Here is a 23,239-nt window from a genome sequence, read left to right as displayed (position 1 = left end):
GTTTAAATTAAAGAGTTTTAATATTGTATATAGTTAGGAGGAAGAAGAATGACACCAGCTGTTGAAGTTATTATTGCATGGTTAGTGTGGTTTTTGATAGGAAGAATTTTGATAAAGGGATTAGTAGCTATTGAAAAGAATGAAAAGGTATCTAAAAAGCTGAAAAGATTATACATGTTATTTATTTGCATTGCACAAGTAGTAATGATTGTAATTTTCTATTTTTGTTTTTTTTCAAAATTGAGAAGATAATTTAAAGCAATCTAAATTCATATGTTGAAACTAAAATTAAGGATTTCATCCTAAAAGATAAGGGGAGAAGTTTACACTATTAAAAGATTTGTGACAGTCGAGGAAAAAACAAATGCCTTTGCTATAAATAGATTTTAGTAGGAAGAAAATATGAATAATTTTTCAACAGAAATTAAATTATTAGTATCGTTGGCATTAATATTGGTACCTGGAGGATTAGCAGCTTTAGGATTTACTGTATTGCCTAAATTTGAATGGTTCACAAAAAAAGTGCAATCTATTTATATAGTAGTTGTAGGTTTGATTTTTATAGCTAGTTTAGCAACTCATTTCATATATGTATTGCCATCATATAATCAATAATTTTGTAATTCTAAATTTGCTAAATCTGCAAATTCAGAGCCATTATCAGTTGTTATAGTTTTAAACACTTTTTGCCTATATGTAAAGTATAACACTAAGATAGTAAAAATTAATCCTAGTTAATGGTTAAAATTTAAAGAAAGGAAATAATAACCAATCCACAGCATCTTAAATATCATAGTCGAACCTATAGAAAAGGTAAAGAAAAGACTATGACTGAATAGTTATAAAGACCTTGGAGAGGGTCTCTAAAAACTACTACTATATAATACGAGGATATTTATAAATGAGCGTATTAAATGTAGAACACTTAACACACGGTTTTGGAGATCGTCAGATTTTTGATGATGTTAGTTTTCGCCTTTTAAAAGGTGAACATATTGGTCTTGTTGGTGCAAATGGTGAGGGTAAATCAACATTCATGAGTATCATAACAGGCAAAATGCAACCTGATGAGGGCAAAATCGAATGGAATAAAAATGTTCGTGTTGGATATTTAGATCAACATGCTGTTTTGAATCCAGGAATGACGATAGAAGATGTATTAAAATCAGCATTTGATTCTTTATTTCAACTAGAAGCGCGTGCTAATGAACTCTACGGTTTGATGGCAGAAGCAACTGATGAAGAAATGGCAGCTTACATGGAAGAAACTGGAGAAATCCAAGAACTTTTAGAAGCACATGATTTTTATATGATAGATTCTAAAGTTTCGGAAGTCGCTAGAGCATTAGGTCTTATGGATTTAGGATTAGATCATGATGTTTCTGAATTATCTGGTGGTCAACGTACAAAAGTATTGTTGGCTAAACTTCTTCTAGAAAAACCAGAAATATTATTGCTTGATGAGCCAACTAACTATTTAGATGAAGAACATATTGTTTGGCTTAAAAGGTATTTAGAAGAATATGAAAATGCATTTATTTTAATTTCACATGATGTACCATTTATGGATAGTGTAATTAATATTATTTATCATATGTATGATAGAAAATTAAATAGATATCCTGGAAGTTATGCGCATTTTGAAGAAGTTTTTGCAATGCAGCAGGAACAGCAAGAAGCAGCATATAAATGTCAGCAAAAGGAAATTGCTGAATTAGAAGATTTTGTAGCCAGAAATAAAGCTAGAATTTCAACAAGAAATATGGCAATGTCGAGACAGAAAAAACTAGACAAGATGAATAGAATAGAAAAAGTTGTGGAAAAACCAAAGCCAGAATTTAATTTTCTATATTCGAAAGCACCAGGCAAATTTATGATAACAGCCAAAGATCTTGTGATTGGATATGATACGCCATTATCATCACCTTTAAATTTTGAAATAGAGCGTGGATGTAGAATTGTATTAACGGGTGCAAATGGTATCGGTAAATCTACTCTTTTAAAGAGTTTGCTTAGCATAATTAAACCTATTTCAGGTAAGGTTGAACTTGGTGAAAACTTAGATATTGGATATTTTGAACAAGAGGCAGGAAATAATAATTCTTCAACTTGTATAGATGAAGTTTGGGATGAATTTCCATCAATGAATCAGGCAGAGGTTCGTGCAGCCCTTGCAAAATGTGGTCTTACAGCAAAGCACATAGATAGCCAAATAAGAGTGTTATCAGGTGGAGAACAAGCTAAAGTTCGTTTATGTAAAATTTTAAACAGACCATCTAATCTTTTGGTTTTAGATGAGCCAACTAATCATTTGGATGTAGATGCTAAAGAAGAGTTAAAAAGAGCCTTAAATGAATATAAAGGTAGTATTATCATGGTTTGTCATGAACCTGAGTTTTATAATGATGTTGCAACAGATATTTGGGACTGTTCTAAATGGACAACAAAAGTGATATAATCTAAGTAGGTGTTAAATTTAGCGTTAAGAAAAATAATAATAAGAGAGGAAATGCGTATGAGGGAAATAAAAAGCTATGATTCTACAAAGTATGTAAATAATAGTGAGTATTCAAAGGTTGAAGAGGGTATATATCGTAATGGTTCACATTATGTGACTTCTTTGAGTTTCATTCAAGAACCTAAACATGAAGAAGGATTGAACGCAAGTGAAATATCACAATTTCCATTAGAAGATATTTTAGAAGAATATAATTGTTTTATATCTGATTATTACGATGAGCTTAACGTTGAAGAATCAGTTGTATGTTATTTAGAATTCGCATCTACTGAATTAGAAGATATTAAAAATTTACGTGAAATTATCGGAAAAAATGTATATAATCAAGAAGTTAAACATGGAGAACAGGTATATGTTGATTTGATTATTTCATAGTAAAAACTGGAGGAGCATTTATGAAGAAGAAATATTTATTAGCGTGCCTAGCGTTGTGTATTTCACTTAGTGCTTGTGGTAGTCAAAATTCAAAGGAAGTTAAAAGTATAACTTCAAAAAATACAGCTAAAAGTGAAAAAACTACAGAAGCTTGTACTGGTGAAAAAAGTACTTCAAAAGAAGCTAGCATCAAAAAGAGTACCGTAAAAAAAGAAAGTAGTCTTCAGGCGGAACTTGAAAAACTAGAAACAAAGAGTAAAGAATACGATAATGTAGATACTAGTTATATGAAACAAGGTGAAATGAATGATGTTGCACGTAAAAGATATTATCTTTGGGAAGATGAAATCAATAGTATATGGAAGAGACTTTATCCGAAATTAAGCGCAAGTACTAAGAAAAAACTTTTAGATGAACAAAGAAAATGGATAGCTCAAAAAGATAGAGATACATTTGCGGCTGGAATTACGTTTGAGGGAGGTTCTATGCAGCCACTTATAACTTATCCAAGAGCGGAAATGATCACAAGAAAAAGAATTTATGAGCTTGCGAAGAAACTTGCAGATTTAAATGGTGAGTCTTTTGTGGTTTCCCCTGAAGTTCAAAATGAACTAAATAAAGGTAATCCTACATTAGATCAGGTTTTTGAATTATTTAAAGGTAAATGGGTAGACGATAGCAATAGCGCAAAATATATTGGTATTGCAAGAGCAAGTGAAAAATCTGAGTATGCACCTAAAGGAAGCAGTTGGGTTGTATGGAATTCAGAGGGAGATATCGTTTCTGATTTGGATTATTATGGTTTTTCAGAAGAAAATATCATTTTCAAAAAGAAAGATAAAGACGGAACATACACATACTATTGGTTATCTATATATGATGATCATAGCCATGCTTATTTGAGTCATTCTAAAGATAAAGATAAATTATATGAAGCAGGTAATGGCATAGGTGGGAAAAGAGGATAATATAATCACGTAGTGAATGAAGAATTTATATGCCCTCTGACGTAGGGTAGTTGTCACCCACCTCCCATTTTGGTATGGTAGTTATAAAAGGGACAGGTGATGAGTATGAGCTATAACAGGTATCCAAAAGAGATGAAGGAAGCTATAGTGGCTAGACTTCTGGAAGAAGATGTAGTCGTTGTGGACATCCAAAAAGAGACAGGTGTAGGAATTAACACCTTGTACAAATGGCGAGATGAAGCCAAGAACAAGCGAGGATTATCAGCTACAACAAAATATAAGAATGCTGATAAATGGAGTAGCCAGGATAAGTTTACATTTGTTTTAGAGACAGCAAATTTATCAGAAATAGAATTCTCTGAGTATTGCAGAGAAAAAGGTATCTATCCAGAACAAGTCAAAGAATGGCGAGATGCCTGTATAAATGCAAATGATTCTACAAAAGAAGCTAATTCAAAATCAAGCAAGGAACTTCGAGAAGAACGTAAGAAAAATGAGCGTTTAGAAAAAGAACTTGCTAGAAAAGAAAAAGCTCTAGCTGAAACCGGATGAAAGACAGTTGATATTGGACACGATGAATTCAGAAGAATTCGCTTCTAAAACACCATGTGAGGTTGTTCCAATACTAGCGGATAGAGGGATATATATCGCTAGCGAAAGTAGCTTTTATAAGGTGTTAAAAGAAGCAAATGAGCTGTTGCATAGAGGGCGTGATCATACTAAGACAAAACGTGTAGTATCAACACATAAAGCAACTGGACCGAATCAGGTTTGGATGTGGGATATTACATATCTAAATGGACCAATTAAAGGAAAGTATTATTATTTATATTTGTTTTCAGATTTATTTAGTAGAAAGATTGTTGGTTGGGAAGTTTACGATTGTGAATCAGCAGATTTGGCTGGGAAATTAATTTCGCGCATATACAGGAATGAAAAGGTTTTCTTGAATAAACAGCCATTAGTACTCCATTCAGATAATGGTAGTCCAATGAAAGGGGCAACAATGCTGGAAACGCTTTATGCGCTTGGTGTTACACCTTTAAGAAGTAGACCTAGAGCAAGCAATGATAACCCTTATGCAGAAAGCCTATTTAAAACATTGAAATATATGCCTAATTATCAGCCACAGGGATTCAATGACATCATAGAAGCTCGTCTTTGGGTAAAGAGCTTTGTGAAGTGGTACAACACTGAACACCGTCATAGTGGTATTCAATTTGTGACACCATCAGAGCGTCATGAAGGATTAGATAAAGAGATCCTTAGAAAAAGAACTGAAGTCTATGAAGCGGCAAAGCAAGCACATCCAGAAAGCTGGAGTGGAGATATCAGAAATTGGGAATATTCAGAGATTGAGTGGTTGAATCCAAGACAGGTAATAGAAGATAAAAAGGAGGCGAAAGCCTCCTGAGAATAAACGAAAGGAAAAAAGGGTAGGGTGACAACTACCCGAAAAAATTTCGTTAACAGGAATAGGAGGGTATTTCTCGTTGAGGGAAATAAGAAATACGCCATCCTTATCCTCCTGCAATTTTTTAATATAGGCATCTCCGTTAAGATAGAAGATACCGATTTCTCCGTTTTCAAGAATATCCTGTTTCAAAACCCAGGCAATCTGTCCATCTTCAAATTCCGGTTCCATACTGTCACCACAGATTTTTACACCGAAGCTTGCTGATTCAGGTATGATATCCTTCGTAAGCTGAATCGTTTCTTTCGGTCCGTCAACAAGGAAGTTTTCGGTTCCGGCAGATACTACATTATCATACACATCAATATATCTGCAAAATGGAATAATTTTTGCAGTCTGTTTCTCATATTTGCCACTGTCATGCAACAATCCAATATAATCCAAAGTTTTTTCTTTCCCTTCATCATTGAGGGAAGAGAATGTGAAAATTAATATTGATGTTGATGATACTTTAGAGCAAAACTATATAACAATACATTGTAAGGAATTGTGTGATGAAATACTAGAGTTACAAAGTAGTCTAGTTAATAAGTCATCAGGGAGTCTTCGCATCTCAGCATTTCAGGATAATGTAGAGTATTTTTTAGAATTAAAAAATATAGTATTTATGGAATCTGCTGGAAACTATATTTTGATACATACATCTCTACAAATATCTTGTTCTAGCATGCGAGTTTTACGTAGAACGTCGTTATCCAGAACATAAGGAAATCGTAGAGCAGAAGCTTAAAGAGATAAGAGAAGCATATGGTTTTTGATATTATGTTGTCATAATAATTATAAGTAACAATAGAATATAGCAAAGAAATAAATGTAGCCACAAAGATTATTTTTCATACAGTTAAAAGATATACTTTTATATGCGTATGAAATTGAAATGTCTTTGTGGTTTTTCTTACTTGTCTTGACGAAATTCAAAAAGTGATACAAAATTAGTTTGTTGCAATGAGAAATCTTGTAAACTGTAAGAGTGATGGAATAATAACTAGGAAAAATAGTTGAGCCTAGCAAAGAAGGAGTATTTGAAGTATTGAAGGTAAATAATGAAAACGTTGTTGATGGAGGAGGGGCTTATTATAGATATAATGATACAGAATATAAAATATTAAATGAAATAGCAACGAGAATCGGAGACAATCCAGAGGTATCGGGACACATAAAGATGTATTCAGATTTGAAGAGTTGTCCAAGTTGTCAGCATGTTATAAAACAATTTTAGGCACGGTATCCGAAAATAAAAGTTGAAGTAATATATAAATCGGCAGGAGGAAAATAGATGGAAGAAAAGCCTTTTGAATTTAAATATTTTGTTATAGATGATATGTATAGAGATGTTCTAAATTCAGACGATACATTTGTGGAATCACTTACAGAATGTTGGGTATCACTTTGCGGTTACATAAATAGTGATACAATTTTATCAATAATGATAGTATCTGAAATTTTTGCGGTTACAATAGCAAATGATGCTGAAGTGCATGCAGATGATGTAAAAGATATAGAGAAACTTCTAAAATTGTATAATACTTTAAATGTGAAAAATCTTTTAATATCATCAGAGTATGAATATTTAAAGGAAGATATGAAAATAATAGAGTATTTTTATGAAAAAAGTAAGGACGTGATAAAAGAAGGATTTCCACGTAGAGCAAGTGATTTTTTTGAAGAAATCCCTAAATTCTATGTAGAAAAAGTTTTACTAGGAGAAGATCCAAACCATAGATTAGAAAATATTACAGAAGATAATTCTTTTGAGTTAACTTATTTAATTTATGCCTATTATTATAGAGGAATTTTTAAAGATAAGTTAACTAGACAAGAAGCATTTGATAGATGTTTCGAAAAGTTTAAGAAATATTTTGAGGAAGATTCGATAAAAACAGTTATTACAGTAGCTGCATTAACAGATATTTTAGTATGGAGAAATGGTAAATCAATAATTTTAACAAAAAAAATGGTACATTTTCAGAGAAAAGCAGTAAAGATATATGATTCACTGGATGTAAAAAACATTTTAGATGGAGACAGATTAGAGTTTTTAGAAGATTCAATGCTTGACATTAGAAGTCTTTCTAAAAATGAGGGTGATTAAATAAAATATGAATTACCAGAATAAAAAGTAAAGTATTCCCGAAGATACTTTAGAGTTAATTAGAAAGCGATAAAGACTAATGAAAAACAAATTATTTGATTTATTTACAGGAACAAAAACTGAAAAGAAGCAAAGTAGATTCTTTGCATTAAAAAATGATGTTGTAGAAAACATTTATGATAATCTATATGCATACGATTTTTCGTACGGACAAGCGGCTAGTAAGTGTTACGTTGATATGGGCGGAGTCATAGAAGAAGATAATGTTGATGCTTTGGTAGTATTAGTTGAGATTATGGCATCAAAGCTTAGAAATGATGCAGAATTCTTTTAGATTAGAATGATGGCAGGAGGTTCAAGGGCAACAATGTATTATTCTCAGATGTATAGTAATAACAAAATGTATAATAATGAAGGGTGGCAAATTAAAATTTGTCACCCAATTTTTTTACATTTTTGTTTAAGATGGTGTTCATGCAATGGTTATATAGTTTGTTTATAGTGCTTAAATAGTAATCTTTATCGTGTTTTTCTTATTAAACTATTTGTTATATTGTTGTCTTATTTATATAGTTTGTTTTGTATTTTGAATAAATAATTTTTTGGCTAGTGTATAAACCAAAGTAGCCTGAGAACAAATAACTAAATGCTGCTGTAATAAGGAAAAATGGCATACCATTATAACCAAATAATTCAAAACTAATCAGTAATGAGGAAATTGGGCAGTTAGTTACACCACAAAAACATGAAACCATTCCTATTGCGGAAGCAAAAGAAGGATCTAATCCTAAAAGCGATCCGAATGCACTTCCAAAAGTTGCTCCTATAAAGAAAGAAGGAACAATTTCTCCGCCTTTGTATCCGCAAGATAATGTTAAACAAGTAAACACTATTTTTAATAAGAAAGTATAAAAATGTACATTTCCTTCGAGTGCATTGTGAATAACATCAATACCAGCACCGTTATAGTCATAGGTTCCTAGTAGTTTTGTTAGGATAAGAACAGATAAACCACCTACCAATATTTTATAATAAGGATTAGCAAATTGTTTTTTGAAAATGTGACCACTATAATGCAACATTATACAAAACAAAATACTGACAAGAGCAGTTAATATTGCAATGCAACTAGTCGAAAGAACATTTGGTATGTTATATACCGGAAGTGCTATTTTATAAAGAGGTGATTTGGCACCAAAGTATAATGCAATTGCATGAGCAGTTAAAGAGCTGATAACGCAAGGAACTAATGCTGCATAGTACATAACACCTACGCTTACTACTTCAATCGAAAAAATAGCAGCAGCCATTGGAGTACCAAATAGTGCACAAAATGCACCGCTCATACCGCTCATAATCATGATTTTTTTATCTTTGTCGTCCAATTTAAAAAGTCGACCAAGGTAATTGCCAAGGCTTCCCCCCATTTGTAGAGCTGCTCCTTCACGACCTGCAGAACCTCCAAAAAGGTGAGTTAGAGTAGTAGAAATAAATATTAATGGAGCCATTCTAAAAGGGATATATTCATCAGAGTGAATTGCAGATAGAACTAGATTAGTTCCAGTATCTTTTTCATCTTTTGAGATTCGATATAAAAATACAATACATAAACCGGCTATTGGTAAAAAGTAAATCAGCCAAGGGTTATTAATTCGTAATGTAGTTACATAATTTAAAGAAAAATAAAAAAAAGTTCCAAAAGAGCCGGAAATGGCTCCAACAATAATTGCTAAAAAAATCCACTTCAAAGATGAAGTGAATGCTTTCATATGATCATTTAGAGGTGGAATAACAATATGATACATAATACACTCCTTATAAAGAATAATAATTTACGATTAGAGGTCTAGTTGAGTTTTACAGCCAATAATAGTTCTTTTTTATAGTTATAAAAACAAAAAAACCATCATTTTTATCGTATACCATATATATTATCATATTGTTGAATATTTTGTAAAAAAATTGTTACATATAACAGTTGATTAAATGTGAAAAATCAAATATAATTAACATATACGAAAAAAGACGAAAAGAGGATAAATGTAAGGAATATGAGGACAAGTGGAATATTAATGCCAATTTCATCGTTACCTTCGCCATACGGAATTGGAACAATGGGAGATGAAGCAAAAAAATTTATAAAGTTTTTAAAGAAAGCAGGACAGACATACTGGCAGATTTTACCGGTTTGTCCAACAAGTTATGGAGATTCACCATATCAATCATTTTCAAGTTTTGCGGGTAATCCATATTTTATTGATTTAGATTATTTGTTAAAGGATGGATTAATCATAGAGAAGGAACTTAATAATTTGGAATGGGGAGATAATGATAGATACGTTGATTATGGTGTAATATATGATAATCGCTATTCAATTTTACGAAATGCATACTCAAGATTTTGTAAGAATAAACCCCAAAATTTTATTAATTTTTGTGAAAAAGAAAAAAGTTGGCTTGATGATTATGCGTTGTTTATGGCTTTAAAAGATGCCCATGAAGGTCAAGCGTGGTTTGAATGGGAAAAGGCCTATAAATTTAGAGATAAAGATGCTTTAGATGAAGCAAAAACAAAGTTTTCAGCTGATATTGAATTCTATAAAATGATTCAATTTTTATTCAAAAAACAGTGGAAAGATTTAAAAAAATATGCAAATAAAAATAATATCAAAATAATTGGAGATATTCCAATATATGTATCAGCAGATAGTGCTGATGTATGGTCTAATCCAAGTGAATTTTATCTTGATGAAAACTTAGAGATGATAGAAGTTGCTGGTTGTCCGCCGGATGCATTTTCAGAGGATGGTCAGCTTTGGGGAAATCCGTTGTTTAGATGGGATGTTATGAAAGAGAATAATTATTCATGGTGGGTTAGAAGAATTAAAGCCATGGCTGATATGTATAATATAATAAGAATCGATCATTTTAGAGGCTTTGATTCATATTATGCGATTCCTGCAGAAGACGATACGGCAAAAAATGGTAAATGGAAAAAAGGACCAGGAATGGATTTGTTTAATAAGTTAAAGGAAGAATTAGGCGAATTGCCAATTATTGTTGAAGATTTAGGATATCTAACACAATCTGTAAAAGATTTATTAAAAGAATCAGGTTTTCCAGGTATGAAAGTGTTACAGTTTGCCTTTGATGATATGAATGGTAATGAATATTTACCACATTTTTATCCTAGAGAGTGTGTAGTATATACTGGAACTCATGATAATGATACAATTATGGGCTGGTTGGAAGAAGCGCCTAAAGAAACACTTGATTTTGTAACAAAATATTTGAATTTGACCAAAAAAGAAGGATATAATTGGGGTGTGATACGAGGTGCAATGTCATCTGTAGCTGATACATGCATATTAACTATGCAAGATATTATCGGACTAGGAGCAGAAGCACGTATAAATACTCCGTCAACTTTAGGAGAAAACTGGAAATGGCGCGCAATTCCGGAAGATTTCTCGATTTCGGCAAGAAAGAAATTGTTTACTTATACTAAAATGTTTGGACGTCTTAATGAGTCATTCGTCAAAACAGAGATAAAAGAGAAAAAAGAAGACTAAAACATAAGGGTATATCGGCATTTTGATGTTGATATACCTTTTTTATATGTAAACTGTACTAATTTTTGCGTTTTTTGCCAAAAAAATGGTCTAAAACACGAAAAAACTCTTTGCAAAAAAAAGAATATTTGGTATAATAACTACTGCATTCGCTTTGACGGAAAATGACGTTTTTTGACGAAACTTGAAATTAAATTATGGAGGAATATTTTATAATGAATATGAAAGAGTTTTTTGATGGTTTATATAATAAACCGCATATGTTAAAAAGATTAATTATGTGTTTTGTGTCAGTTACTATTATTGGGTTTTGTGTATATTGGCTTAATTTAGTTAATTTTGGTAATGATCCATGTTCTACAATGAATTTTGGTATTATAGGTAAAGTGCACATGACTTTAGGAAATTGGCAAGCGTTATTTAATTTATTTTTATTTATTATAATATTTTTTATTGATAAATCAGGAATTGGTTTTGGTACAGTTTTAAATATGTTTGTAGTAGGTTATGCTAATGATTTTATGGCATTTATTATGAAACATTATTTCCCATCATTCAATATAGATAATGTATCTTTTGGCGTGAGACTTGCAATTATGTTAGTTTCAATTGTAATTTTTATTTTTGTAGTAGCTGTGTACATGGCAGTTGATTTAGGTACAGCTCCATATGATGCTATTCCAATTATTATTGCAAATAAACAAAGTAAAGTACCGTTCAAAATAGTTAGAATTATTATTGACTTAACAGCAACAATTATCGGTTTCTCACTTGGACAGACAGTAGGAGTCGTAACATTGATTATGGCATTTACTATTGGACCAGCTGCTTCAGCGGTTAAGAAACCAATTGCAAGAATGGTAGAAGATAAAGAATTACAAGAATGTTAATATAGATATAAGTTTTGAAATAAAAAAATCGAAATAAACCACTGAGTATGCTTGATATACTTTTTTGCCTGATAGGCATGTTTATATCACATAAATACTTGGTGGTTTTTTGATAATAAGATGATATTATGATATACTTTAAATATATGTAAAATTTTTCTATAGAATAATACATATATTTATTAATATTTGACTAATTAATGAAAAAATTAATGAAAGAATTAATGAAATAATAAAAAAAAGGCAATTATTCTAAATTGAGAGGAAGAATAACTATAAAAAATAAGACTATAATAGATAAGACGATAGGAGGATAAAATATGAGTCCAGTATACGAAAAATTAATGAAGTGTTATGAAAGTATAAAAAGTAAAGTGGATTTTGAACCTCAAGTAGCTTTGATTTTAGGATCAGGTTTAGGAAACTATGGAGAAAAAATAAAAATTGTTCATACCTTAGATTACCATGAAATAGAAGGCTTTCCTGTTTCAACAGTACAGGGACATAAAGGACAGTTTATTTTTGGTTATATAGGGGATGTTAGAGTTGTATGCATGCAGGGAAGAGTGCATTATTATGAAGGATATGAAATGTCAGATGTTGTTTTACCTACTAGACTAATGAAATTAATGGGAGCTAAAGTTTTGTTTTTAACAAATGCAGCTGGCGGAGTTTTACAAGGAATGAAACCAGGAGATTTGATGCTAATAAAGGATCAAATAGCTTCATTTGTGCCTTCACCATTGATTGGAGAAAATATAGAAGAACTCGGAACAAGATTCCCGGATATGTCGCATATTTATGATGAAGATTTGCAACAGATCGTTAAAAAAGTTGCAGCTTTAAATGACATACAAATTAAAGAAGGCGTTTATTTGCAATTTACAGGTCCACAATATGAAAGCCCAAGTGAGGTTGCTATGAGTCGCCTGCTTGGAGCTGGAGCAGTCGGTATGAGCACAGCTTGTGAAGCAATTGCAGCTAATCATATGGGTATGAAGATAGTGGGGATATCTTTGATTTCGAATTTAGCATCAGGGATTTCTCCTATTCCACTTACACATTCTGAGATACAAGATAGTGCAAAGGAAGCTGAGCCAAAGTTCCAAAAACTTGTTACAGATACTATAATAGAAATTGGAAGAATATTTAAAGAAGAATTATAATTATTTTGTTAGTTTAGAATAAAAAATAAGCAACTAGTAAAAAGTAATAAAAAACAATTAATAATATAAAAATTTATAGATGAAGTTCTTGCAGTGTTATACTTGCAGGAACTTTATAATATAAGGAAAGAGGATAGAATGAATATTCGTTTTTATAACGCCAGAATAGTGGCTCCGAGTCAAAAAGATAAAGATAATATTGAAGTAATTAAAGGCGAGGTCTGGGTGAAAGGAGATACTATCGTATATGTTGGAGATGGGAAAGACTCAGATAAAGTTTTTGCACAAAATGATATAATTATTTGGAATAGAGAAATTGATGTAAAAGGAAACGTTTTGATTCCGGGATTTAAAAATGCACATACTCATACAGCTATGACTTTTTTAAGATCGTATGCAGATGATGTTCCACTTCAGGAATGGTTACAAAACCATATTTTTCCTAAAGAGGCATTATTGAAGGAAGAAGATGTATATTGGTTAAATATTCTAGGGATAATGGAATACTTAACAAGTGGTATTACAACATCATTTGATATGTATCTATATCCATATGCAACAGCTAAAGCTGCTGAAAAAACAGGCTTTAGAACCATGATTACATCAGGACTTAATAATTTTACTTCATCTGTAAAAGAAGTTGAAGAACAATATTTTAAAATCAATGATATGTCAGATAGAATAAAATTTGTTCCAGGTTTTCATGCGGAATATACCTGTAGTAAAGAATTATTAGAGGAGTTATCTGCTTTTTCCAATAAATACAAGCTACCGGTTTGGACACATAATTCGGAAACTTTACTAGAAGTAAAAGAATGTAAAGAACGCTGGGGAATGTCTCCTACAAAGTTTATGGATTCATTAGGTCTGCTTGAATATGGTGGAGGAGGGTATCACTGCATTTGGATGGATGAAAGTGATTATGACATTTTTAAAGAAAGAAATCTATCTATGATAACTTGTCCAGCATCAAATCTAAAGTTAAACGATGGAATAGCCCCTGTTAGCACATTTAGAAAAAATGGGATAAAGGTCGGAATTGGAACCGATGGTCCTTCAAGCAATAATTGCCTTGATATGTTTAGAGAGATGTTTCTAGTTTCGGGTTTGGCAAATGTAAAAGATAAAACTGCAAACAGTATAAAGGCAGAAGATGTTTTGAAAATGGCTATCACAGATGGTGCAGATGCTATGGGGCTAAGTGAATGTAATGCTATTGCAGTAGGGAAAAAGGCTGATATTGTAATTATAGATTTAAATCAACCAAATATGCAACCAATTAATAATATTATTAAAAATATTGTGTATAGCGGAAGTAAAATAAACGTAAAAATGACAGTTATAAATGGAGAAATTTTATATGCTGATGGTAACTTTAATATTGGAATAGATCCGACAGAAGTTTATGAAAAAGCGAATAGTATTATTCGTTCAATGGAGTAGAGTATCTAAAACAAAATAGCTAAATTGTAGTGTTGATAATGTCGATTAAATTATTGTAGTATATAATTATAGCCCAAAACTCAAAAGATACATTGAAATCTTATAAAAATTCATATATAATGAATTAAGTTATGGGTTTTGAACATTTTTAATTGAGCAAAAATAAGGAGGAAACCTATTATGATTACAGTTTTTAATGCTTTATTTAATTACTTAGTTAAAATGCTAGGTATTGTTGTTATCGCTTTTGTAGGCGGTACAATTGGAGTTAAATGTCGCAAAATGCGCAATAAAAAAGATTCTAATAAACAAACATTAGACTAAAATAAAAACAGCATAGTTGCTGCATAGAGTTTTGGAGGAAAGTTTTCATGGAAAAGAAATATGGCGTAAATGACCTACGTCGAATGTATCTTGATTTTTTTGAAAGTAAAGAACATCTTAAGATGAAGAGTTTTTCATTAGTACCACATAATGATAACAGTTTATTACTAATTAATGCAGGTATGGCACCACTTAAACCATACTTTACAGGTGAAGAGATTCCACCACGTAGAAGAGTAACAACTTGTCAGAAATGTGTACGCACAGGTGATATCGAAAATGTAGGTAAAACCGCACGTCATCTTACATTTTTTGAAATGCTAGGTAATTTCTCATTTGGAGATTATTTTAAACATGAGGCTATAAATTGGTCTTGGGAATTTTTAACAAAGGTTTTAGAGTTGGATCCAGAACGTCTATATCCATCAATTTATGGTGAAGATGAAGAAGCTTTTGAAATCTGGACAAAAGAAGTTGGAGTTCCTGCTGAGAAGATTACACGTTTCTACCGTGATCCAGAAACAGGAGAATGCGATAATTTCTGGGAGCATGGTGCAGGTCCATGTGGTCCATGCTCAGAAATCTATTACGATCGTGGAGAAAAATATGGATGTGGAAGTCCTGATTGCAAGGTAGGATGTGAATGTGATCGTTTTATTGAAATTTGGAATAACGTATTTACTCAGTTTGAAGGTGATGGTAAAGGCGGATATTCTGAATTAAAACAAAAGAATATTGATACAGGTATGGGATTAGAGCGTTTAGCTACAGTAATGCAAGAGGTAGATACAGTATTTGATGTTGATACAATGAAAGCTATTCGTGATAAAGTTTGTGAATTATCTGGCAAAAAATACAATGTAGATGCACTTGATGATGTTTCTATTCGTGTAATCACAGATCATATTCGTTCATCAACATTTATGATTTCAGATGGTATCATGCCAACTAATGAAGGTAGAGGATATGTTTTACGTCGTTTAATTAGACGAGCTGCAAGACACGGTAAGATGCTTGGTATTAAAGGAACATTTTTACCAAAAGTTGCAGAAGTTGTAATTAGAGATAGTAAAGATGGCTATCCAGAATTAGAAGACAAGAAAGAGTTCATTTTTAATGTTCTTTCTAAAGAGGAAGAAAGATTTGACGCCACAATTGATCAGGGTCTTTCTATCTTAAATGATATGCAGCAAAAGATGATAGAAGCTGGTAGTAAAGTATTATCAGGAAAAGATGCATTTAAGTTATATGATACATATGGATTTCCAGCTGATTTAACAGCAGAAATTCTTGAAGAAAAAGGATTCACATTCGATCAGGTTGAATTTGATGAATGTATGGAAATTCAAAGAAAGACAGCACATGATGCAAGAAAGACAACTAACTATACAGGTAGAGAAGCATCTGTATTCCAGAAAGTCGATCCAAGTATTACATCAGAATTTGTCGGTTATGATAAATTAGTTGCCAGTTCTAAAATTAGTGTATTAGCGACAAACGAAGATATCGTTGATGCATTAGCAGAAGGCGATGAGGGCGTAATCGTTGTAGATCAGACACCATTCTATGCAACAATGGGTGGACAACAAGGTGATTGTGGTGTGATTTTATCAAGTGAAGGTAAATTCGAAGTAAAAGACACAGTTAAATTATTAGGCGGAAAAATCGGTCATGTTGGTAAATTGACTGAAGGCATGTTTAAAGTGTCTGATACAGTGGAACTTAAAGTGGATGCTGCTAATAGAAATAGTGTTTGTAGAAATCACTCTGCAACACATTTATTACAAAGTGCTTTAAGAGAAGTATTAGGTAACCATGTTGAACAAGCAGGTTCTTATCAAGATGGCGAAAGAATTAGATTTGATTTTACTCATTTTGAAGCAATGACAGATGAAGAAGTTAAAAAAGTTGAAGAATTAGTAAATCAAAAGATTAATGAAGGTTTAGAAGTTGTAACAAATGTTATGACATTAGATGAAGCAAAAAAATCAGGTGCAATGGCTTTATTTGGTGAGAAATATGGTGATAGCGTACGTGTAGTTTCTATGGGAGACTTTTCTAAAGAACTATGTGGAGGTACACATGTTTCGAATACAAAAGACATTGTGGCATTCAAAGTTATATCTGAAAGTGGCGTTGCAGCTAATACAAGACGTATAGAAGCTATTGCTGGAGATAATGTATTCAGTTACTACAGTAATGTAGAAAAACGCTTAGAAGAGGTGGCTAAAGCATTAAAAGCTACTCAGGCTAATGTACTAGATAAAGTAAAATCGTTATTAGATGAAAATAAGGCTTTATCAAGTGAAATTGAGTCATTAAAGAGCAAAGCTGCAAGAGAGTCACTCGGAGATGTAATGGATTCAGTTATTGAAGTTAAAGGTGTTAAGTTACTTGCTACTTCAGTTGACAATGTTGATATGAATGAATTGAGAAATTTAGGTGACCAATTAAAAGAAAAATTAGGTGAAGGTGTAGTTGTTCTTGCTTCTAACAATGAAGGCAAAGTAAATCTTATTGCTATGGCTACAGAACAAGCAATGAAGGCTGGAGCACATGCAGGAAACTTAATTAAGGCTATCGCTTCTAAGGTAAATGGTGGCGGTGGTGGTCGCCCTAATATGGCACAAGCTGGAGGTAAGAAACCAGAAGGAATTCCTGAGGCAATTGCTGAGGCTAGAATGGCATTAGAATCAATGATCAAATAATAAGATTTATTAAAATTTTATAAAAATCACCAAAAAGTGTTGACAAAATTTGATTTTTTGATAAACTAATTTATAGTGCAATGAAGATTACCTTACAGTTGATGCACAATATGCAACTGGAGGGAGGTTAGGTGTGAGATAATGTCTAGTATAACAGTTAAAGAAAACGAGACTTTAGATAGCGCTTTACGTAGATTTAAGAGAAGCTGCGCAAAAGCAGGTATCCAACAGGAAATTCGTAAAAGAGAACATTACGAAAAACCATCCGTAAAACGCAAGAAAAAATCTGAAGCTGCAAGAAAAAGAAAATACAATTAGTATTAAGTTCAAGGCTGTCGCATAGCACGTGCGGCAGTCTTTTGTGTATTGATACTATTATGACAGGGTGTTTTAAACTATAATATGATTTAAAACTCTTGCATTTTACATATAAAAGAAGTAAACTACAGAAGTGAGTTATTTTTGACTAACTAATATGATAATATTTTTATATAAAGGAGCGATACGATGACAAAGATTGATATTATTTCTGGTTTCCTTGGAGCAGGAAAAACAACTTTTATTAGAAAAATGCTTTCAGGAGTATTAAAAGGACAAAAGATTGTTTTAATAGAGAATGAATATGGTGAAGTAGGTATAGATGGCGGTTTTTTAAAAGATTCTGGAATTCAGATTACTGAAATGAATTCAGGATGTATTTGTTGTACATTAGTTGGGGATTTTGCAAAAAGCTTAGACGAAGTTATAACAAAATATAATCCTGACAGAATTATCATTGAGCCTTCTGGGGTAGGTAAATTATCAGATGTTATGAAGTCTGTTATTGATATGGAGAAAACTCACGATGTTAAATTAAATGGTTTAGTTACAGTTGTAAACGCATTAAAAGCTAGTAAGCAAATGAAGGCATTTGGTGAGTTCTTTAATAATCAGATTGAATATGCTACAACAGTTATTTTAAGTAGAACTCAGAATGCTAATGATGAACAGTTAGAATTCTGTACTACACAGATTCAGAATTTAAATCCAAAAGCAGCAGTTATTACAACTGCATGGGATGATATAACAAGTGAGCAGATTTTGAAAGTAATTGAGGGTCAGGAGAATCTTCAAATGAAATTATTAGCTGAACACAAAGCAAGTGAACATGACCACGAGCATCATCATGATCACGAAGGACACGAGTGTTGTCATCATGACCATGACCACGAACATTATCATGATCACGAAGGACACGAGTGTTGCCATCATGACCATGATCACGAACATCATCATGATCACGAAGGACATGAGTGCTGCCATCATGAGCATGACCACGAACATCATCATGATCACGAAGGACATGAGTGTTGTCATCATGAGCATGGCCATCATCATGCAGATGATGTATTTACAAGTTGGGGCAAAGAAACACCTCATAAGTTTGAAAGATCAAAGATTGAAGAAGTATTAAAGAAATTTGTGGATTCTGATAATATTTTAAGAGCAAAAGGTATGGTTGAAGGAACAGATGGAAAATGGATTTATTTCGATATGGTTCCAGGTGACTATGAATTAAGAGATGGTCAACCAGATTATACAGGAAGATTATGTGTAATTGGTACTGATATTCATGAAGATGAATTAGAAGAATTATTTGGTTTAAAATAAAAATACTAATAATATATACATTTATGTAAAATATAGCAATAAATGATAGTGAATTGCTATATGGATTTTTTAGTAATAGTGAATAGAGAGGATAATTTATGCAAGAAAGTATTCCAGTATATTTATTTACAGGTTTTATGGATAGCGGTAAGACTAGTTTGATAAATGAGACTTTATTTGAAAATGACTTCACAGATGGAACTAAGGGTCTTATCATTATGTGTGAAGATGGAGATATAGAGTACGATGTTGAAAAACTAAAAAAAGTTAACTTTGACATTGTTGAGATTGAATCAGAAGACGATTTTACTAAAGAAAAGCTTAAAGAATTGTCAGATAAATATAAACCAGAACAGGTTTTCATAGAGTATAATGGAACATGGCCACTTAGTCATATTTTAGAGGTAGAATTGCCTTCACAATGGGTTATTGTTCAAACATTATCTACAGTTGATGCAACTACATTCATGATGTATATGCAGAATATGAGGGTTATGATGCAAGAACAATTACTTTGTTCAGATGTTGTAATATTTAATAGATGTGATGAAACAGTTGATAAGCGTCAATTTAGAATGAATATTAAGGCATTTAACAAAAAAGCTCAAATAGTATACGAAAGAGAAGATGGTTCTCTCGATGATACACCGGAAGAGTTACCATTTGATTTAAATCAAGACATTATTGAAATTGCTGATGAAAATTATGCAATTTGGTATATGGACGTAATGGAAAATTATAAAAAATATAATAATAAGAAGGTTAAATTTAGAGCTTTAGTTGCAAATCCACCTAAGTTAAAAAAGGGTATTTTTGTTCCAGGAAGATTTGTAATGACTTGTTGTGTTGAAGATATAACATTTATTGGTCTTAAGTGTAAATATCAAAAAGAAGATGAAATACCTGATAAATCATGGATAGATTTAACAGCGCAGGTTAAGGTTGAATTTGATAGAGCATATAAGGGAAGAGGTCCTGTCCTTTATCCAATCGAAATTAAACCAGCTGAAAAACCAGAAGATGATTTAGTGTATTTCTCATAAAATGTAACAACAATAAAAAGGCTTGATAGTATTGACAAAAATACTTTATAAGTTTAAAGTATTATATTATCGAGTAGTTTAAGGAACGCTCTAGCTACCGTCTAGGGCGTTCTTTTTATAGGAGGAAAGTATGAAAAAAAGAAAAATAATTACAAGTATTTTATTAACAGCAACGTTGTTGGCAAGTTTGTGCGCTTGTGGTCAAAAAGACAATAATTCTGGGAAAAAGGTATATAAAGTGGGAATAGTTCAATATGTTGACGATGCATCGTTAAATCAGATTGAATCAGCTATTGAAAAGGAATTAGATGCAAAAGGAAAAGAGAATAATGTAGTTTTTGAATATAAAAAATATAAACATAATGGACAGGCGGATGCTTCTAATTTGAATCAGATTGCTACAGAGTTAGTAAATAATGAAGTAGATGTTATTATTCCTATAGCAACACCTGCAGCGATGATTTGCCAGAATGCAACAGAAGATAAAGATATTCCAATTGTTTTTTCGGCTGTATCAGATCCTGTTTCATCAAAATTAGTTAAATCTATAGAAAAACCATCTGGAAATATAACAGGTACATCAGATGCGCTTGATACAAAGGCATTATTTAAGTTGATTAAAGAAGGTTCTGAAGTAAAAAAATTAGGATTATTATATAATAAGAGTGAAGATTCTTCGACAAAAGCAATTAAAGAAATGAAAGAATTATGTAAAAAGAATAATATTGAAGTCGTAGAGAAAACAGGAACAACTACAGATGAAATCGCATTATGTGCGGATTCATTAATAGAAAATAAAGTAGATGCTGTATTTACGCCAACAGATAATACAGTACAGGTTGCTGAAATATCTATATACGAGAAATTCCAAAAAGCTAAAATTCCACATTATGCAGGTGCAGATTCATTTGCACTTAATGGAGCATTTTGTGGTTATGGTGTAAATTATAAAACCTTAGGCACAAAAACAGCAGATATGGCAGTTGATATTTTGGTTCATAATAAAAAGCCAGCAGATATGCCAGTTCAGTTTGTAACTAGTGGAATTGCAACAATTAATACAGAAACTGCTCAAAAAATAAATATAGATTATTCAAAATTTAAGGATTTATGCAATAATGTTGTTGAGACAAAAACAAAGAAAGAATTTGATTAAAAAGAATTCTTAGGAAGGAAATATTAATAAGAAAATGGGTGGCACAGTAATTTTTAGTAAATTAATTTTTTTAGGAGCTCTTGAACAGGGCTTTATATATGCACTAGTAGCATTGGCTTTGTTCTTGTCATTCTCAATTTTGAATATAGCAGATTTGTCTACGGATGGTTGTTTTACACTCGGATGTGCTGTTTCGGCAATCGTAACAGTTGGAGGGCATCCTGTCCTTGGATTATTTGCAGCTATGCTTGCAGGTGTGTGTTCGGGCTTTGTAACAGCAATTTTACAGACAAAACTAGGAGTGGAGTCAATTCTTGCAGGAATAATTGTTAATACTGGTTTATATACAATAAATATGGCAGTTATGGGATTTGTAGCAAACGTAAATGTGTTTGGATGCGATACTGTTTTTACAAAAGCAAAAGATAAATTACCAATGGAATATTCCAAATTAATAATTATCGTTTCAATAGTTGTAATTATTGGATTGTTTTTAGCAATTTTTTTAAAAACAAAACTTGGATTGTCTATTAGAGCAACTGGTGATAATGTTCATATGGTAAGAGCGTCTAGTATTAATCCTGCTTTTACAATTACTGTTGGATTATGTGTAGCTAATGCTTTGACTGCTTTATCAGGTGGTATTCTTGCACAGTATCAGAAATCTGCAAATATTGATGTTGGTACAGGTATGGTTACAATAGGTTTGGCTTCTTTGATTATCGGTGAAACTTTATTCTCAAAGAGAAGTATCAGAACACGAATTGTAGGCGTTATTTTGGGAAGTTGCTTATACAGAATTGTTATTGCTTTAGCACTTAGATTAAATATTCCAGCTGATTTTCTTAAGTTGATTTCAGCAAGTATTGTTGCAATAGCAATTATTATTCCGTATATGAAGAATAAAACACGTTTTTGGATTAATAGAAGAAATTCTAATAAAGAAATCGAAAGTATAGAAGACCAGGAGGATATGTAATATGTTAAAAATTATAAATGCATCAAAGACTTTTAATCCTGGTACAATAAATGAAAAAAAAGCATTAGTTAATCTAAATTTAGAGTTAAAAACAGGAGATTTTGCTACAATAGTTGGAAGTAATGGCGCTGGAAAGTCGACATTGTTTAATGCTATAACCGGAAATTTTTATGTAGATAAAGGTCATATTATTCTAGGAGGAGAAGATATTACATTTAAAAAAGATTATTTAAGAAGCAAAGATATTGGACATCTTTTTCAGGATCCTTTAAAGGGAACTGCTCCTAATATGACAATAGAGGAAAATATGGCACTTGCTTATCTTAGAGCATCTACATCAAATCATACATTGTTTAATAGAATATCAGCTAAGGATAAGAGACGTTTTAGAGAACATTTATCTTTATTAAATATGGGTTTAGAAGATAGAATGAAACAACCTGTTGGTCTTTTATCAGGTGGACAAAGACAGGCATTAACGCTACTTATGGCGACGATGGTTACTCCAAAGATTTTACTCTTAGATGAACATACAGCTGCTCTTGATCCAGCGACTGCTGAAAATGTTATTGAGTTGACAAAAAGAATTATTAAGGAAAGAAATATTACTTGTTTAATGGTTACTCATAATATGAATCAGGCACTTAAGCTTGGGAACAGAACACTTATGATGCATCATGGAAGTATTGTGTTAGATATAGAAGGCAAAAAAAGAGAAAATATGACAGTAAATGACTTACTTAATGAATTTGCAAAAAATGCTGGTCAGGATTTAGATAATGATAGAATTCTGCTGTCTAAATAAACACTTTTTGTATGTTTTTACACAATATTTTAGCTGAAATCTTAATAAATTTAAGGTATAATAAATATAAGTATGC

22 protein-coding genes and 1 pseudogene are annotated in these 23,239 nt (G+C 31.8%); 21 read left to right on the top strand and 2 right to left on the bottom strand.

The genetic code is table 11. The features are described from left to right. The first annotated feature begins 48 nt into the window (after positions 1-48). The 6 genes and pseudogenes from BLV79_RS02045 (at position 49) to BLV79_RS12395 (ending at position 5,275) form a co-directional block, all read left to right on the top strand. On the top strand, positions 49-252 hold the full coding sequence (locus tag BLV79_RS02045) for a hypothetical protein (protein WP_074715749.1): 204 nt from the start codon (positions 49-51) through the stop codon (positions 250-252). A gap of 150 nt (positions 253-402) precedes the next feature. Beyond that, entirely contained in the window at positions 403-615 is a 213-nt protein-coding gene (locus BLV79_RS02040; protein WP_074715748.1) for a hypothetical protein, read from the top strand. A 286-nt stretch (positions 616-901) separates the two neighbouring features. After that, the gene (gene abc-f / locus BLV79_RS02035) at positions 902-2,458 is read left to right on the top strand and encodes a ribosomal protection-like ABC-F family protein (RefSeq protein WP_074715745.1); all 1,557 of its coding nucleotides are present in this window, start codon (positions 902-904) and stop codon (positions 2,456-2,458) included. Between the two features lie 57 nt (positions 2,459-2,515). Further along, a complete protein-coding gene (locus tag BLV79_RS02030; RefSeq protein WP_074715742.1) occupies positions 2,516-2,893 on the top strand; it encodes a hypothetical protein in 378 nt (125 codons plus the stop codon). Between the two features lie 20 nt (positions 2,894-2,913). After that, entirely contained in the window at positions 2,914-3,861 is a 948-nt protein-coding gene (locus BLV79_RS02025; protein WP_074715740.1) for a lysozyme inhibitor LprI family protein, read from the top strand. Between the two features lie 105 nt (positions 3,862-3,966). Beyond that, positions 3,967-5,275, top strand: a pseudogene (locus BLV79_RS12395) (IS3 family transposase). Here the strand turns inward: BLV79_RS12395 and BLV79_RS02010 are convergent. Further along, complete coding sequence (locus BLV79_RS02010; RefSeq protein WP_242871412.1) at positions 5,210-5,719, bottom strand: S24 family peptidase; 510 nt, start codon at positions 5,717-5,719, stop codon at positions 5,210-5,212. The pseudogene BLV79_RS12395 and the gene BLV79_RS02010 sit on opposite strands and share 66 nt — an antisense overlap. Positions 5,720-6,329: 610 nt before the next feature. On the opposite strand from BLV79_RS02010, the gene BLV79_RS02000 reads away from it, so the two are divergent. The 3 genes from BLV79_RS02000 to BLV79_RS01990 all read left to right on the top strand — a co-directional run bounded on the left by BLV79_RS02000 (position 6,330) and on the right by BLV79_RS01990 (position 7,761). Continuing rightward, positions 6,330-6,554, top strand: a complete 225-nt coding sequence (locus tag BLV79_RS02000; protein ID WP_083354397.1) for a deaminase domain-containing protein — start codon at positions 6,330-6,332, stop codon at positions 6,552-6,554. A 57-nt stretch (positions 6,555-6,611) separates the two neighbouring features. Next, the gene (locus tag BLV79_RS01995) at positions 6,612-7,427 is read left to right on the top strand and encodes a hypothetical protein (protein ID WP_074715733.1); all 816 of its coding nucleotides are present in this window, start codon (positions 6,612-6,614) and stop codon (positions 7,425-7,427) included. A gap of 79 nt (positions 7,428-7,506) precedes the next feature. Beyond that, a complete protein-coding gene (locus BLV79_RS01990; protein ID WP_074715731.1) occupies positions 7,507-7,761 on the top strand; it encodes a hypothetical protein in 255 nt (84 codons plus the stop codon). A 214-nt stretch (positions 7,762-7,975) separates the two neighbouring features. Here BLV79_RS01990 and BLV79_RS01985 read toward each other — a convergent pair whose 3' ends face one another. Next, positions 7,976-9,232: a chloride channel protein gene (locus BLV79_RS01985; protein ID WP_074715729.1), complete on the bottom strand. Its 1,257-nt coding sequence runs from the start codon at positions 9,230-9,232 to the stop codon at positions 7,976-7,978. A gap of 231 nt (positions 9,233-9,463) precedes the next feature. Between BLV79_RS01985 and malQ the strand changes: the two genes are divergently transcribed. The 12 genes from malQ to BLV79_RS01930 all read left to right on the top strand — a co-directional run bounded on the left by malQ (position 9,464) and on the right by BLV79_RS01930 (position 23,163). Further along, on the top strand, positions 9,464-10,999 hold the full coding sequence (malQ, locus tag BLV79_RS01980; protein ID WP_278320452.1) for a 4-alpha-glucanotransferase: 1,536 nt from the start codon (positions 9,464-9,466) through the stop codon (positions 10,997-10,999). A 215-nt stretch (positions 11,000-11,214) separates the two neighbouring features. Continuing rightward, the gene (locus BLV79_RS01975; RefSeq protein WP_083354396.1) at positions 11,215-11,889 is read left to right on the top strand and encodes a YczE/YyaS/YitT family protein; all 675 of its coding nucleotides are present in this window, start codon (positions 11,215-11,217) and stop codon (positions 11,887-11,889) included. 320 nt (positions 11,890-12,209) lie between these two features. After that, positions 12,210-13,055: a purine-nucleoside phosphorylase gene (locus BLV79_RS01970; RefSeq protein ID WP_074715725.1), complete on the top strand. Its 846-nt coding sequence runs from the start codon at positions 12,210-12,212 to the stop codon at positions 13,053-13,055. A gap of 138 nt (positions 13,056-13,193) precedes the next feature. Further along, the gene (locus BLV79_RS01965) at positions 13,194-14,498 is read left to right on the top strand and encodes an amidohydrolase (RefSeq protein ID WP_074715723.1); all 1,305 of its coding nucleotides are present in this window, start codon (positions 13,194-13,196) and stop codon (positions 14,496-14,498) included. A gap of 180 nt (positions 14,499-14,678) precedes the next feature. Beyond that, complete coding sequence (locus BLV79_RS12675; protein WP_159429311.1) at positions 14,679-14,822, top strand: hypothetical protein; 144 nt, start codon at positions 14,679-14,681, stop codon at positions 14,820-14,822. A 47-nt stretch (positions 14,823-14,869) separates the two neighbouring features. Continuing rightward, positions 14,870-17,530, top strand: a complete 2,661-nt coding sequence (gene alaS, locus BLV79_RS01960) for an alanine--tRNA ligase (protein WP_074715721.1) — start codon at positions 14,870-14,872, stop codon at positions 17,528-17,530. 141 nt (positions 17,531-17,671) lie between these two features. After that, complete coding sequence (rpsU, locus tag BLV79_RS01955) at positions 17,672-17,848, top strand: 30S ribosomal protein S21 (protein WP_022749434.1); 177 nt, start codon at positions 17,672-17,674, stop codon at positions 17,846-17,848. 189 nt (positions 17,849-18,037) lie between these two features. Continuing rightward, entirely contained in the window at positions 18,038-19,180 is a 1,143-nt protein-coding gene (locus tag BLV79_RS01950; RefSeq protein WP_074715719.1) for a CobW family GTP-binding protein, read from the top strand. Positions 19,181-19,278: 98 nt separating this feature from the next. Beyond that, positions 19,279-20,223: a TIGR03943 family putative permease subunit gene (locus tag BLV79_RS01945; RefSeq protein WP_074715718.1), complete on the top strand. Its 945-nt coding sequence runs from the start codon at positions 19,279-19,281 to the stop codon at positions 20,221-20,223. Positions 20,224-20,353: 130 nt separating this feature from the next. Next, positions 20,354-21,379 carry an ABC transporter substrate-binding protein gene (locus BLV79_RS01940; protein WP_074715716.1) on the top strand — a complete coding sequence of 342 codons (1,026 nt, stop codon included), beginning with the start codon at positions 20,354-20,356 and terminating at the stop codon, positions 21,377-21,379. A gap of 34 nt (positions 21,380-21,413) precedes the next feature. Beyond that, positions 21,414-22,358, top strand: coding sequence for an ABC transporter permease (locus BLV79_RS01935; protein WP_074715714.1), 945 nt, complete (start codon positions 21,414-21,416; stop codon positions 22,356-22,358). A gap of 1 nt (position 22,359) precedes the next feature. Continuing rightward, positions 22,360-23,163, top strand: coding sequence for an ABC transporter ATP-binding protein (locus tag BLV79_RS01930; RefSeq protein ID WP_074715712.1), 804 nt, complete (start codon positions 22,360-22,362; stop codon positions 23,161-23,163). The last annotated feature ends 76 nt before the right edge of the window (positions 23,164-23,239 follow it).

It is taken from the genome of Lachnobacterium bovis DSM 14045 (assembly GCF_900107245.1).
Lineage (GTDB): Bacteria > Bacillota > Clostridia > Lachnospirales > Lachnospiraceae > Roseburia > Roseburia bovis.
Note: the sequence above shows the minus strand (reverse complement) of the source record. Positions and strands in the feature narration are given on the sequence as shown.